We start from the raw sequence: 13597 nt of genomic DNA, 5'->3' as shown, positions 1-13597 counted from the left end.
TTAATCTACTTCCACAATTGCAGTTTCATCGGGCTTATACAAATTTTTGTCTTTGGCAATTTTATCAAGTTTTTCAAGAGCGAGAATGGAATTTATTTTAAACATTAAATTTTCATTTTCGGTGCTTACTTTATCAAGCTCGTCGTTTAACTCGTTAACTTTAACGCCCACAATAGGCGCGTAAACCTGCTCCCAAATGTAAACAAACACGCTAAATAATATTATTGCCAAAACCAACAGGAGTTTTTTCATCAAACTCTCTCCGCCGCTCTTATTTTAGCGCTGCGCGAACGAGGATTGCCGCGCATTTCTTCATCCGAAGCAATTACTACTTTCTTTGTGAGAATTTTATAAATTCCGTTTGCGGAATTTTCTTTAAAATTTTTCTTTACTATGGAATCTTCAAGAGAGTGAAAACTTATTATTACTATTCTCCCGCCGAAAGATAAAACTTCGCAAGCATCCGTAAGAAGTCCTTCAAGATTTTCAAGTTCTTTATTTACAAATATTCTAAGCGCCTGAAAAACTTTTGTCGCCGGATTTATTTTTCCTTCCGGACGTTTCACGCTGCGAATTATGTCCTGAAGCTCCAACGCCGTATTTATTACTCCGCGTTTTCTTCTTTCGTAAATAGCCTGCGCAATTTGTCTTGAGCGGTATTCCTGCCCGTATCGGTAAAAAATATCGGCAAGTTCGTCTTGTGAAAAAGAGTTTATTACTTCTTTAGCCGTCAGAGGATTGCTGACGTCCATTCTCATATCCAAAACTTTAGAGTTGAAAGAAAAACCTCTGTCCATATCGTCAAACTGTTTTGACGACACGCCGACGTCCGCTAAAATACCGTCAACCTTTTTAACGTTTATCGCCGCAAGCGCAGCTTTTATATTTTTAAAATTATCTTTTATAAAAGTAAGCCTTCCGTCAAATAATTTTTGAGTTTCCTGAAATCTGGCAAAAGCGTCGCTGTCCCAGTCAAAAGCTATAATTTTTATATTTTTATGTTTTTTGAGCAAATATAAACTGTGCCCGCCGCCGCCGAAAGTACAGTCCACATACAGACCGTTTTCGTTGTTTACAAGATATTGCGACGACTCTGAAGGCATAACGGATATATGATACATTTTATTTAAAAACCAGCATTTTCACGGCGACAACTATCATAAGCACCGCAAAAATTTTCTTCAACGCGTGCTCGGGAATAGACGTAGCAAAATGCGCGCCGATAAGCCCGCCGATTATAAAACCTATGCCTATAAGCGCCGCCACCGTAAGATTCACGTGCCCTTTTTTGTAATAAACAAACATTGAAACAAAGCTTAACATTATTATGGCAAGAGAAGTCCCCTGCGCCTGATGCTGACCCATATGCAAAAAAATAACCATAAGAGGAATTAGAACAATCCCTCCGCCTACGCCCATAAGACCGCTTAAAATTCCACCGGCAACGCCGATGGCTATGCAAGTTATTATTTCCATAATTTTAAATTAAGTTGAAATTATTGTTTTTAAGGGCGGACTATACACCGAATTCTGTTCCCTTGCGGGTGCAATCATTTCTCTGCCGTTAAAATCGCTTTTAACGGTCAAGCGGCGAAACTTCCGCCTTGCTTTCCGGTAAGGATTTAGCCGTTTCACCTTTTACGTTTCCGTAAAAGCTTATCCCGAAGGATACCATCTCATTTCTGAGAGTGGCGTCTCTGCTCGCACCTTTAGGCTTGCGCCCTGCAGGAATTGCCTGCTACCGTTTTTGCCGTAAGGTTTGCCAAAGCCTCTCTTACGACAGTAAAGTCCGGACTTTCCTCTTTGCAAAAACATAAAGCAAAGCGATTGCGCGTCCGCCCCATAAAAACAACAATTGAAAATTGAGAATTTAGAATTGAGAATTAACGACAGCTGCAAACGGCAACTGCCGCTGTTAATTTATTTTTTAAAAAGTATTCTTGAACAATTGTCGCAGTAAACTATTTCAGTGCTCTTTTGCGCTTGATTTACAAGCTGCGGTCTTAACGTCATGCTGCAGCCGCCGCAACTGTCGGCTTCAACAAGAGCTATTCCCATTCCGTCGCGGCCTTCGCAGATTCTCTCATACTGGTCTAAAATATTTTTGCTTACTCCGGCTTTGCGCCGGTCGCGTTCTGTTTTAAAAGTTTCTACGGCTTCTTCCTGTTCTTTTGCGGAAGCGTTTATTTTAAAAATTTCTTCGCTTATTTTTTGTTCAAACTCTTTGAGCGCCGCTTCCGCAGATTTTACTACAACGGCTTCCGCGTCTATTTTTGTAAGCAATTCCAAAACTTCATCTTCAATAATGCTTATGTCGGCTTTTTCTTTTTCTATTGCTAAAAGAAGCGTTTTGTAAATATCATTGGATTTTGCCGAATTAAGTTCGGAAGAATGTTTGCCTATAGCTTTTTCTTTTGAATCAAGCAAAGCTTCTTTTTCTTTTTTCGCGGAATTTAACGCAACAAAATTTTTCTTTTGAACTTCCGTTTCGGCTTTTTTAGCGTCAAGCTCTTTCTTTTTTAACGCCGCAAGATGAGGCGCATTCCGAATTATTTCTTTAGCTTTGACAATTTTAATATCATAATCTTGAACAAGACATAACGTCTCTAAATCCTGTCTTAAATTTTCCATGAACACTCCTATATTTAAATCAACAAAAACTAAAAAATAAGTTTTTGCGAAAGATTTTGCGATTAGACGAAACCTAAATGACAAGCGCTGCAATGAAGTATAATCACAAAAGCCGAGGCAAAAATGGGTATGGTAGGGTTTGAACCTACGACCACTCGCGTGTGAGGCGAGTGCTCTTCCGCTGAGCTACATACCCTCATTTTGTTTCTTGAATTATAGCAAGTTTTTATACTATGGGGCAAATAAAAAAACCCTTGATTTCTCAAGAGTTTCGTTAACAGCAAATTAAGTTTTAATTTGGGCCTGGTAGGACTTGAACCTACGACCATTCGATTATGAGTCGAGTGCTCTAACCAACTGAGCTACAGGCCCGTATAACAACAATTGAAAGCAACGGAAAAGATTATACTTAAAAATAGAAAGTTAGTCAAACTATAACAAATGCTGTGCGGCATAACGACAAAGCTTGCCGCGTCGCAGGAACAAAGTCCCGAAGACGCGGCGGCTTTTTCATTTTTGTTATTCAACAACAATTTCTGTTCTTCTGTTGTTGGCTCTTCCTTTTTTTGTTTTGTTGGTATCAACCGGGTTCTTTGACGAATGTCCTACTATTTCCATTTTCTCTTTTGGTATTCCGTTGTTTGCCAGCTCATTATATACGCTCTGCGCTCTTCTTTCGGACAGCGGCTGATTTACTTTCTCATTTCCCGTGCTGTCTGTGTGTCCTTCTATTACTACTTTGTTATACTCGTGCTGTTTTATGTAATCTGCGTGCTCTTTTATGCTGCTTACGTGGTTAGTCTTCAACAAATGTTTGTTTGTGTCAAAGTTTGCTATTTGCGCTCTGTAAGGCTGTATTTGTTTATTCGCAGGCTTCGCCTGTTCTTCTATTTCCGATTTTGGTTGTTGTTCTACTACCACCGGCGCGGGGACGGGCGCTGGTTTTTCTTTGTGCGTTATGCCGCAGAAGTTGTATCTTAAGCCGGCGTTTCCGTAGAGGTTTGTGAACTTTTCGGCTGTGTGGGCGTTGGCGTTTATGAAGAATTTTAGGCCTTCGGTTATTCTCACGCTTCCGCCTAATGTTGCTCCTAATATCAACCCGTTTTCTTCGTAGCCTCGGCTTAAGAACTTCACATCCGTTCCTTCAAATACGCTTTCTATTTCGTATTTCTTTCCTGTTAATAAGTATTTTCCTTCCAAGTTTACATATCCTGCCCATGTCTTATCGTCGTAGTTTACTCCCGCTCCTAACCTTGCGGTTGTTCTTAAATAGTTGCCTGCTTCTACTTTTAGATTTAGTTCGCTTGCTCCGGTTTCTGTGAAGCCGTCGTAGCTCACGTTCTTTAATTCTGCTCCTGCGTATGGTCTGAAGTTTGTGTTGTTTCCTATTTTGTATTTCAATGCGCCTTCTACGTCCGCTCCTAACGTTAATCCGTCAAACTTTCCGCTTGCCGTTCTGTCGGCTGCAAATCCGTTCAGCTTTATTGCTCTTGTTGTTTCGTAGCTGTCTTTACTTCCGCTTATCATTGCTTTTATTTCGTAGCTTTCTTCTATATATCCGCCGTAGAAGCCTAATCCCATTTTATTTAGCGTTGCTTTGCTTTCCTGCTGGGTTATGCTGTGGTCTTTATAATTTACATATATTCCCAACATCGTTTTGTTTATGCTGCTCATGCTTCCAAAGTATATGTCAAACCCTGCCATTACCCCGTATCGGTTATCTTTGTATTCGCCAAGGCTGTTTTCATCGCCGCCTAACTTTGTGTTTCCTCCCGTTACTTGCGCCCATATTGCGCTGTTTGTGTGTTCCCTTCTGCTGTGGTTTTTTATTCTGTCATACAGCTCGTTATTGTCGCTGTCTTGCGCTGCGCTTTCTATTACGTTTGTTATGAAATACGGCGATATTTCCGACAATATGCTCTTTTTTTCTTCGTTTGTATATGCGCCGCTGTTCCACAGGTTGCTTATAAACTGATGCACCGCTACTGTGTTATCTACCGACAACTTGTCAAACGCTTTTGCTACTTCCGTTTGGTTAAACGTTGCGTTACCAATACTTTCAAAATTTGAATTATACACGCCTCTCAGCCACAATCTTATTACTTCCGACGATGTAAACTGTTCGTAATATATTTTGCTTTGCAGGTTTGTTAATCCGTTTGTTACTATTTGCGAGCTTGTGAACGCTCCGTATATTTGGTTTACCGTTGATATTATTAAATCGTAATACGTATCGTTATTGTAGTTGCCCGTTTCTACTTTCAACGTTAAGTCACCGCCTATTGTGGCGCTGTCGGCAAACACTTGGTCGCTTGTTCCATTTTCAAACACGTCCATCAACATTTGCGTGTCGCTTTCAAACGTTTTGACATTTACTGTGTTTAAGTAGCTGCCGTCAAAGTCTATGTCGTCGGTCATGTTAAATATTGTGTTATTTAACATTAAACTGTTTCCTTTGTAGCTTGCTGCTCCTAACAATTCTACTTTTCCCGCTGTCGCTGTGAAGCTGCCCCAGACTTCGTTATCCCCGCCAAGCAAGAGCGTTCCTGTTCCGGTTTTGTTTACTGCTACTCCCGTGCCGGCTGTGTTGCTTAATATTCCTCCTGCTATACTTATTGTGTTGGTTCCGGAGGTTATTAAATTTAGTCGGCTATTGTTGTCCGCGTATATGTCGTTTGGCGTTCCGGCGGCTTTGTTGCCGCTAAATATTATATCGCCGTTTGCGGCTTCTATTGTTACTGTGCTGCCGCCTGTTACGTAAACCGCTGCCCCATTTGTTGTTGCTTCATTTCCTGTAAAACTTCCACGACCCGACAATGTTATGTTTGAATTGTTGCTTGCGTAAACTGCTCCGCCAAGCAACGATTTATTATTCATGAACGTCATCACTGCGTTCTTTATTGTTAGTATTGTGTCGTCGGCAAATATTGCTCCGCCGTTTCCGCTCAACGCTTCGTTTCCGGTGAAATCTACGTTTGCTCCGTCAAAGACTAAATCGTCCACTGCGTAGATTGCTCCTCCGCTTCCCGTTAACGCTTTGTTGTTTGTAAACGTTGCGTTTCCGTTAAACGCTATATCCGCCAAGTTGCTGTTTATTGCTCCTCCGTTTATTTGCGCTTCATTGTATTCAAATATTACGCCGTTATTAAACGTTATTGTGCTTCCTGCTCCTGCGTATAGCGCTCCTCCGCTTCCTGCTGTTGTTTTGTTGCTTGTTATATTTATATTCCCGACTGCGTTTATTATTGCGCCTAACGCCGCTATTGCTCCTCCGTTTCCTGCCGCTTCGTTATTTGTTATTACTACGCTTGACATGTTTACTTTTCCCGCGCTTAACCATATTGCCCCTCCTGCTCCGTTGGCTTGGTTATTCCTTATTATTACATTCTGTATTGTTGCCGTTGACGCTGCGTCTAACATTCTTAATACTGATCCGTTTGTGTCTGTTCTTCCTATTGTTGGGTCGCTTGCGTAATCGCCGTTGGCTTGCGCGTTTTCTATTGCTAAATCTTGCAATGTGAAGTTTACGTTTGTGTTATTTTCTATATTAAAGAATGTTCCTCTTCCCGTTGTTGTGTTTGTGCTCCAATACAGCGTTCCAGACAATATGCTCTTTGTTGCGTCATTATCGTATCCTGCTACCGTAAACGTTCCGCTGCTCATTTTGTGCAGGCTGTTTCCTGCCTGATATACTACTGCCGTGCCCGTTAACAGCGAATACAAAAATGCTCTTTGATCATTTTTTACGTTCATGCTGTCTAACGAATATTCGTTCGCCGCCGCGCTTGCCGTTAACACTATATAATGATAATCATCCGTCGCTACTTTTACTACGTATTCATACGCGCTTGTCGCTATGTTTTCGCTTTCGCCGCCGTTGAACTCTATTCCGTCTAACACTTCTATTCTATGCTCTACGTTTAACCCCGCGTCTTTGTCGTCGCGAATTCTCACTAATCCTAAATCTAACGTTCCTGTTGAACTTATTGCTTTTAACATATCGCTTTGCGCAACGCCAGAACTAAATATTACTGCGAAATTTAACGCCTCGTTTGTTACCTGCAGGCTGCCGAATGTGAATGTCATTGTTGTTAACAGCGGCACATCGCTCATTAAGTCTATTACGCCGTTGTTAAACTTATATGTTGTGCCTCCTGCAAAGTCCGTTGACTGCAGCACCACATACGAATTATTAAACGTTACCGTATTAATTTGTCCGTTGTCTATTTTGTTTGTCAAATTATAATTTGCAAGCAACGGCACAAGGCTTGTGTCCCTGTCAAACACCGCGTTTGCTCCGCTTGCCGTAAACTTTATATTGCTGCCTACGTTTCCGCTTGACAGGCTGGTTGCGTAGTGGTTTAACTCGCCGTTGCTGCTTAAGTTTACATCGTAATATACTCCGTCGGCTGAATATACTTCTAACAGGCTGTTGCTTATTGTATTTGTTCCTGCAAACATTTTCCCTGCCGACGTTACCGTTGTTGTTCCCGCTTCTTGCGTGAAGTTGCCGTTGAATGCGCTGTTGTCGCCGGTTAATGTCAACGTTCCTGTTGACGACAGCTCTTTATTTATGTAGCCGTTTCCTATTACGCTGCCTGCAAATGCTAAATCTGCGTCGGTTGTTATTTCTAACGTGCCCGTGGAATTCCACAAGCCTATTGTTCCTCCGCTTATGCTTGAGCCTGTTGAAAGTTCTACTACCCCGCCTGTTATTGACGACACGCCTGCGAAGTAGCTGCCGGTTACATACGTTTTTCCTGCCGTTTGTTTGAACAAGCCTACGTATCCGCTGTTGTTGCCTGTTATGTTTAGTATTCCTGTTCCTGTTTTTGTTGTTGAGCCGGCTCCGGTTAGGAAATTATTTCCAAATGTTAAGTCGCCGTTTGTTGTTATTTCCAAACTTCCGGCTGCTGCTAACGCTACTTTTGTATTTGCCGATATTGCTGTGCCGGTTGCAAATATTAATTTTCCGCCGTTAATATTACTTTGTCCGTTGAAGTAGTTACTGCTTACTATTACGCTTCCTGCGCTTTGCGTGAATAGTCCTGTGTATCCGCTGTTGTTGCCTGTTATGTTTAGTATTCCCGTTCCCGTTTTTGTTGTTGAGCCTGCTCCGGTTAAGAAATTATTTCCAAATGTCAGGGTGCCGTTTGTTGTGATGTCTAAACTTCCGGCTGCTGCAAGCGCCACTTTTGTATTATTTGCCGATACTGACGTGCCGGTTGCAAATACTAATTTTCCGCCGTTGATGTTGCTTTGTCCGCTGAAGTAGTTACTGCTTACTATTACGCTTCCTGCGCTTTGTTGTGTAAATGTTCCCGTGTATCCGCTATTGTTGCCTGTTATGTTTAGTATGCCTGTTCCTGTTTTTGTTGTTGAGCCTGCTCCGGTTAAGAAATTATTTCCAAATGTTAAATCGCCGTTTGTTGTTATTTCCAAACTTCCGGCTGCTGCTAACGCTACTTTTGTATTTGCCGATACTGCTGTGCCGGTTGCAAATATTAATTTTCCGCCGTTGATGTTGCTTTGTCCGTTGAAGTAGCTGCTGCTTACTATTACGCTTCCTGCGCTTTGTTGTGTAAATGTTCCCGTGTATCCGCTATTGTTGCCTGTTATGTTTAGTATTCCCGTTCCCGTTTTTGTTGTTGAGCCTGTTCCGGTTAGGAAATTATTTCCAAATGTTAAGTCGCCGTTTGTTGTTATTTCTAAACTTCCTGCCGCTGCTAACGCCACTTTTGTATTTGCCGATACTGCTGTGCCTGTTGCAAATATTAATTTTCCGCCGTTGATGTTGCTTTGTCCGTTGAAGTAGTTGCTGCTTACTATTACGTTTCCTGCGCTTTGCGTGAATACTCCTGTGTATCCGCTATTGTCGCCCGTTATGTTTAGTATTCCTGTTCCTGTTTTTGTTGTTGAGCCTGTTCCGGTTAGGAAATTATTTCCAAATGTTAAATCGCCGTTTGTTGTTATTTCTAAACTTCCTGCCGCTGCTAATGTTACTTTTGTGTTTGCCGATATTGCTGTGCCTGTTGCAAATACTAATTTTCCGCCGTTGATGTTGCTTTGTCCGTTGAAGTAGTTGCTGCTTACTATTACGCTTCCTGTGCTTTGTGTAAATGTTCCCGTGTATCCGCTGTTGTTGCCTGTTATGTTTAGTATTCCCGTTCCTGTTTTTGTTGTTGAGCCGGCTCCGGTTAAGAAATTATTTCCAAATGTTAAATCGCCGTTTGTTGTTATTTCCAAACTTCCGGCTGCTGCCAGCGCCACTTTTGTATTTGCCGATATTGCCGTGCCGGTTGCAAATATTAATTTTCCGCCGTTAATATTACTTTGTCCGTTGAAGTAGCCGCTGCTTACTATTACTCTTCCGGCGCTTTGCGTAAATAAGCCTGTGAAATTGCTGTTGTTGCCGCTTAATGTCAACGCGCCTGTTGATGCCGACGTTTTATTTATGTTTCCGTTGCCTATTACGTTGCCTGCAAATGTTAAATTTCCATTGCTTGTTACGTTCATTGTTGACTGCCACAGCTGTATGCTTCCTGTGCTTAGGCTTGTTCCGTTTGCTAATTCTATTACGCTTGTCGTTATGCTGCTTGTTCCTGTGAAGTATGCTCCGCTTACCACTGTTGTTCCTGCGCTTTGTTTGAACAAGCCTGTGTAGCCGCTGTTGTCGCCTGCCATCAGCATTTGCCCTGCGCTGGTTTTTGTTATTGTTGATGTTGCCGTTCCCGCTATTCCGCTGCTTATTGTTATGTCCCCTGTTCCTGTGATGTTTATTAATCCTGTATTATATATGTCATTTCCCAAGCCGCCTGCTTTGTTGCCTTTAAATACTATTGCGCCCCCGCTTAAATCTAAAACCAATAACCCCTCGTTGTATATTGCTCCGCCGTTTCCCGTTACCGCTTCATTACCTTCAAACAGCGCTTTGCTTGCTATGGACATTGTCGCTCCTGACGATGTAATCCATATCGCTCCGCCGCCAGCTACTTGCGCTTTGTTATATTTGAATTCAACTTCACTGCCGTTAAATATTACGCTGCTGTAAGCTACACCAAGCGGATTATAATAATTTTGCGATATTGCTCCTCCTAAATTTGCCGTATTACTTGCAAAAATTACCTTGCTATTATTAAATATTGCTTCCCCTCCGCTATTTAATACCACCGCTCCGCCATTTGTTTGCGCCTTATTATTTGTAAAACTTACTGCGCTGTTGTTAAATATTAACTTTGAATCTCTCAATATATACACTGCTCCCGCTTGCGTACCGCCGGCGATATTTGCGTCAAATACTACTTCCGTATTGTTGTTAAATGTTACCGTTGAATTGTTAAGTATTCTCATCGCTCCTGCTTCATACCCCGTGCTTTTGTTAACGCTAAATATTACTTTTGCCCCTGAAAACAATAGCGTGCTGTTTAAATCAACATCTATCGCTCCGCCTGCGCCCCCGCTTTGATTACTTGATATTTCTACATCCCCATTAAATGCTAAATGCTTGTTGTTACCGATATTTAAAAAACCGTTTCTGTTTACCGCTGTATTCCCTATCGCTCTAACATTTATGCTGCTTGTTGAATTCTCAGAAAACAGCGGCTCTATATCCACCATATTTACGCCGCCGGTGCCTGCATTATAGTTATACATAAAATCCACTTCGTCCGGATTCCACACCAACGCTGCCGTTGAATTTATAAATTTAAACTGTCCTACATGACTGGAAAAAATTACCGTTCCGCCGGTAAAACTTATTTTTGCTCCATTTGTCGCATCTACATACACCATAGCTTTTTCCGCTCCGGTGGAAGTGTTCTTTGAAAAAGTTGTTGTACTATTTGCAATTATTAACATATCAGGCAAGAAACTTCCTCCAAGAAATATTGCTCCTCCTGCAGTTGCCGTATTGCTTGAAAACATTAATTGACTGTCGCTAATAATCATATTATCAGCTAAGTCAAAAGCTCCAATTCCGCCGCCGACATTTGCCGCTTTGTTATTTACAAAGTTTAACACACTGTTTTTTACACTTACACTTGATCTCCATGTATCCCAAGTGCTATTGTATGAAGATTCATTATTTATAAAATTCATTGTGCTGTCTGTAATTGTCATTGCACTACTTGATATAAATAACCCTGAAGCGATATAAGCTTCATTACCATAATACAAAATGACGCTGCTGCTAACATTAAGGGTTGAATTATAGTCTATCATTAAGGTACCGTAGCGATTACCGGAAACTATATTATTTGCAAATGTTATACTGCTGCCAATGAAATTTACGCTGCTGTCATAGGCATATATTGCTCCGCCATCTCCATTGCTGCGCAAATTGTTACTAAAATTCACTTCGCTGTTTGTAAAACTAAGCGTAGAATTTGTAAGAGTAAAATTGTTGTTTACCGTTGTATTATTTGTCCATGTGAACGTTGCGTTGGCTACTGCAACAAAACTGTTTTGCGGAAGATTAAAATATCCTAAATTATTAAATTCATTTACCCCGCCTAAATACCAATTTGCCGCGCTTGTCCACGCCACTGTGCTGCCTGCAACCGCCACAAGCCCGCTTTCCATTTTTATTGCTCTGCCGCCGCTTGCGGACATACGCAACGTTGCGCTGCTGCCGGTCATATATATATCATTCAATATTCCGTTTGCTGTGTTTGACGTAAATCTTATATCGCCGGCTCCTGTCGCATTTAATGTTAATAACCCTGTATTGTATATTGCTCCGCCGTTTATTCCCGCTTTGTTGCCGATATATTCTACCTTGCTGTTTGTAAATGTAATACCGGCGCTGCTGTAGGCATTATATATAGCGCCTCCAAAAGTAGCCACTGTATTGCTTGTAAAACTTATATAGCTATTATTAAATACCGCACTTGCATTAGTATCTAAATTTAATGCGCCAGCAAAGTCAGCCTGATTATTTACATATTCCATTGTGCTGTTGTTAACCGAAAGAAATCCATATAGACCCATTGAGAATACTCCGCCATGATCTCCTGCCACATTACTACTTGCAACTACATTACTATTGCTAAAACTTATAGTTGAGTGTTGAACAAGCTGTGACACTCCTCCATTAACTACTGTTTTATTATTCTCAAATTTTACTTCTTCATTTATAAACTGTAGCATGCTACCTGTGTAAAGAAACAGAGCGCCGCCTCTGCTATTGGCGGTATTACCTTTAAATTCTACTGCCCCAGATGAGAAAGTAACCCGCGAACCATTTTTAATATACAATGCTCCGCCTTCTGCTCCATCTGATGATAATGAGGCATTATCAATAAACTTTACATTTGAATTTGCAAATACTACAGTAGCGGTAGTAACTACAGCCATTGCGCTGCCATAACCGCCAGATGTATTACTTGTAAACGCTAATGTACTGTCAATAAAATTTGCTGTTGTGTTTACTATCAGCGATGCTCCGCCTATCCCACCAGTAGTATTACTTGAAAATATCATTTGGCTTGCTATTACATCTATTTTAGTATAATAAATCCCTGCGCCTCCTGCTTGTTGTAAATCTGCCCTGTTGCGCGTGAAGTTTAGCAGGCTATTTTTAATAATTACATTTGAAGCATTTACGTCTAAACCTCCGTCATTTAAGGAAGTCGTATTATTTATAAAATTTATTGTGCTGCCCGCAACTGTCATTGTAGTTCTGATAACGCTTAGCCCGCCGCCATATTTAGCTTGGTTACTTGAAAATAAAACCATGCTGCCGGTAAAGTTTAAATTTGATGCATCAGTGCGTACGGCTCCGCCGTTAATATTTGTGGCAGTATTATTTAAAAATTGCACATTACTGTTTATGAACGTGATGCTACTGTTATTATAGCCGTAAATTGCTCCTCCATAGGAGCTTTCCGCTTTGTTATTTATAAAAGTTATCGTACTTAATGAAACTGAGAGCATTGAACCCTCAAGATATATTGCCCCGCCGCTTTGCGCTGCTGTATTGCTGCTGATATTGGCATTACTGTTTGTAAATGTAACTGTACTGCCGAACACACCCATTGCTGCGCCATACAACGTAGATGTGCTTACAAAGTTTCGCATTGTAATATTATTTGTAAATGCAATATTTCTTGATAAGCCAAGCCTAAACCCTGTAAAACCGTTTCCATTAAGAGTAGCATTGTTTCCATCAATATTTTTTATACCGGTACCTGTAGTCCCATAATCTGCGGCAGAGAGAATAGTTCCATTTAATCTTATATTTTGCGCGCTGTTTTGCATAATAAGGGCATTTAAATATGTAAAACTTGAAACGTTTGTTTGAGCGTTCGCTTTTAATGTAAACAACAGCACAAGCAATGGAATGAGCAACAAAAATAGTTTTTTCATTTTTTCCTCTCTGTTTTGTTTGGTATTTTATTTAACTGTAAAGAAATATAAAAAAACCCCGCAATGTATTTAGGGTTACGAGGGTTTGAATTACAGGTATATTGATAATTTGGAATACAATTAGGAATTAGAAATGAGGAGTTTGGAATTAACGGCAAAGACAACAACGAAAATACCCCGTCAAGGTTGTTGACCTTGCCACCCCTTTTGCAAAAGGGGAATTTAACGGCGGCGCTCGCATTTTGTGCTTGTTGGTAGCTTATGTTTTTTATTTGTTGCACTCTCGCACTCTTTTTGTAAAAGGGGAATTTAACGGCGGCGCTCACGTTTTGTGCTTGTTGGTAGCTTATGTTTTTTATTTGTTGCGCACTCGCACTCTTTTTGCAAAAGGGAAATTTAACGGCGGCGCTCACGTTTTGTGCTTGCTGGTAGCTTATGTTTTTTATTTGTTGCGCACTCGCACTCTTTTTGCAAAAGGGGAATTTAACGGCGGCGTTCGCATTTTGCGCTTGCTGGTGGTTTGTGCTTCTTATTTGTTGCACTCTCGCCCTCTTTTTAAAGAAAATTAACTTTTACTGCGTTTAATTATTTTCAAACGAAA

At 41.0% G+C, this 13597-nt stretch carries 6 protein-coding genes and 2 tRNA genes; all 8 read right to left on the bottom strand.

The window, feature by feature from the left end; all coding sequences use genetic code 11:
• The gene (locus tag Epro_RS01520; RefSeq protein ID WP_052569930.1) at positions 1–252 is read right to left on the bottom strand and encodes a hypothetical protein; all 252 of its coding nucleotides are present in this window, start codon (positions 250–252) and stop codon (positions 1–3) included.
• Positions 252–1121: a 16S rRNA (cytosine(1402)-N(4))-methyltransferase RsmH gene (gene rsmH / locus Epro_RS01515; protein ID WP_052569928.1), complete on the bottom strand. Its 870-nt coding sequence runs from the start codon at positions 1119–1121 to the stop codon at positions 252–254. Before rsmH ends, Epro_RS01520 begins: the two co-directional genes overlap by 1 nt.
• 1 nt (position 1122) lies before the next feature.
• On the bottom strand, positions 1123–1476 hold the full coding sequence (locus Epro_RS01510; protein WP_082121457.1) for a sulfite exporter TauE/SafE family protein: 354 nt from the start codon (positions 1474–1476) through the stop codon (positions 1123–1125).
• Positions 1477–1920: 444 nt separating this feature from the next.
• Complete coding sequence (locus Epro_RS01505) at positions 1921–2631, bottom strand: zinc ribbon domain-containing protein (protein ID WP_052569923.1); 711 nt, start codon at positions 2629–2631, stop codon at positions 1921–1923.
• Positions 2632–2755: 124 nt separating this feature from the next.
• Positions 2756–2827: transfer RNA gene (locus tag Epro_RS01500), tRNA-Val, on the bottom strand.
• A 102-nt stretch (positions 2828–2929) separates the two neighbouring features.
• Positions 2930–3003 (bottom strand) — tRNA-Ile (locus tag Epro_RS01495).
• A gap of 147 nt (positions 3004–3150) precedes the next feature.
• Positions 3151–12996, bottom strand: coding sequence for an OmpA family protein (locus Epro_RS01490; RefSeq protein ID WP_052569921.1), 9846 nt, complete (start codon positions 12994–12996; stop codon positions 3151–3153).
• Positions 12993–13538: a hypothetical protein gene (locus Epro_RS07045; RefSeq protein ID WP_144412022.1), complete on the bottom strand. Its 546-nt coding sequence runs from the start codon at positions 13536–13538 to the stop codon at positions 12993–12995. Before Epro_RS07045 ends, Epro_RS01490 begins: the two co-directional genes overlap by 4 nt.
• Positions 13539–13597 lie beyond the last annotated feature (59 nt).

This window comes from Endomicrobium proavitum, assembly GCF_001027545.1.
GTDB lineage: Bacteria > Elusimicrobiota > Endomicrobiia > Endomicrobiales > Endomicrobiaceae > Endomicrobium > Endomicrobium proavitum.
This window is presented reverse-complemented; position numbering and strand designations above follow the sequence as displayed.

Excerpts from the sequence above, each read along its gene's own strand:
- Epro_RS01490 (WP_052569921.1), bottom strand. The coding sequence starts at position 12,996 with ATGAAAAAACTATTTTTGTTGCTCATTCCATTGCTTGTGCTGTTGTTT.
- Epro_RS01510 (WP_082121457.1), bottom strand. The coding sequence starts at position 1,476 with ATGGAAATAATAACTTGCATAGCCATCGGCGTTGCCGGTGGAATTTTA.
- Epro_RS01520 (WP_052569930.1), bottom strand. The coding sequence starts at position 252 with ATGAAAAAACTCCTGTTGGTTTTGGCAATAATATTATTTAGCGTGTTT.
- Epro_RS01505 (WP_052569923.1), bottom strand. The coding sequence starts at position 2,631 with ATGGAAAATTTAAGACAGGATTTAGAGACGTTATGTCTTGTTCAAGAT.
- rsmH (WP_052569928.1), bottom strand. The coding sequence starts at position 1,121 with ATGTATCATATATCCGTTATGCCTTCAGAGTCGTCGCAATATCTTGTA.